A 1,398-nucleotide genomic window follows, 5' to 3' on the forward strand; every position below is an offset into this window, starting at 1 on the left:
ACCTATGCCGAGACCTATGCCGCAAAATCACGAACCACTACAGGTAGTGGTTGTCTGTGACAACCGGATAAGCACGCATTTAAGGTTACAATAGACATTAATGACCTCGATCATAAATACATTTACTCTTATTATGGCGTAAAACAAGTCATATTGCAAGCATAATACGTAATTAGTGAAAAAATGGACATTTTGCATCCAAATTTCTTGAGACAGGTGCGGGCGGCTCGTTCGCTTCTGGGATGGAGCCAAAAACAATTGGCTGAACAGTCAGGATCTTCATTGTCCACGCTCAATAGGTTTGAGCGCGGGGATGGCAATCCTAATGTTAATTCTTTGCGATTGATTTATAAGGCATTTGAACGTTCTGGTATCACCTTTATCAATGGACCAGATGGTTCTGTTGGGGTGCTTTTATCTGCTGAGGGTTTGAGTCGTACCGAAAATAGCCTTACTGCAATGGCAGAATGATGCGGCTGGTTGTCGGTTGAAAATATGGTGATGCGGTATGTGGCTCGTTTGAGCTACAATGCCTTACTCGGTTAATAGGAGAACATCATGGCGGCAAGTGCATTTGTAAGGGCTAGAATTGACGAAGGACTCAAGCAGGAGGCAACTGCAGTGCTGGCGGATATGGGATTGACCGTGTCCGATGTGGTCCGTATTGTATTGACCAAAGTAGCCAAAGACAAAGCGTTGCCTTTTGACATGAGGGTGCCGAATAAATTGACTGCCCAAACGCTTGTTAAAAGTGAACGAGGTGAAGATGTTCACTTGGCAAAAGACATCAATGACCTTTTTGGGCAACTTGGTATTTGATGATGCGTCAGCAGGGATATTCTGGCCAGTTCAAGCGGGATGTGAAGTTGGCCCAAAAGCGTGGAAAGGATATGTCAAAACTCAAGACATTACTGACCTTGCTTGTTGAAGGAACTCCGCTTCCTGCAGTTTATCGAGATCACCCTCTTTTTGGAAATTGGGATGGTTTCAGGGACGCGCATATTGAGCCGGATTGGTTACTGATTTATAAAGTCACGAAGGATTTCGTTCGTTTTGAGCGAACCGGAAGACACTCTGACTTGTTTGATAACTGACCTTTTGGTTGTACTGGGTTGGTTGATGCCGCTAGGAGTGGTGGATTAGGGTGTTGAGCAGTGATGTTGGTGCGTGGATGGTGATGGGTGTATTTTGTTTAAATATAGATATAAATCATCGACTAATGACGTATTAAACGCCTCTATTGATAAGCGCTGTTGGGATGGTGGTGGGGCTGTTCAGAAATATTTGGTTTTTCTCGTAAATTCTTTAATTAATACATGTAGTTGAACTAAGCCGCTATCGCGGAGAATGCCCCCGGCAAGTTGATTGAGCATCATAATTCATCCTCACCCCGAAAGG

3 protein-coding genes are annotated in these 1,398 nt (G+C 44.1%); all 3 read left to right on the forward strand.

Annotation, left to right across the window (positions count from 1 at the left end; all coding sequences use genetic code 11):
* Nucleotides 1-183: 183 nt before the first annotated feature.
* Entirely contained in the window at nt 184-471 is a 288-nt protein-coding gene (locus M6F29_RS11725; protein ID WP_298160115.1) for a helix-turn-helix domain-containing protein, read from the forward strand.
* 87 nt (nt 472-558) lie between these two features.
* Nucleotides 559-819, forward strand: coding sequence for a type II toxin-antitoxin system RelB/DinJ family antitoxin (locus M6F29_RS11730; protein ID WP_298160117.1), 261 nt, complete (start codon nt 559-561; stop codon nt 817-819).
* A 2-nt stretch (nt 820-821) separates the two neighbouring features.
* The gene (locus M6F29_RS11735; protein WP_297478052.1) at nt 822-1,094 is read left to right on the forward strand and encodes a type II toxin-antitoxin system YafQ family toxin; all 273 of its coding nucleotides are present in this window, start codon (nt 822-824) and stop codon (nt 1,092-1,094) included.
* Nucleotides 1,095-1,398 lie beyond the last annotated feature (304 nt).

Origin of the sequence: Ferrovum sp. (genome assembly GCF_027317285.1) — a bacterium.
GTDB lineage: Bacteria > Pseudomonadota > Gammaproteobacteria > Burkholderiales > Ferrovaceae > Ferrovum.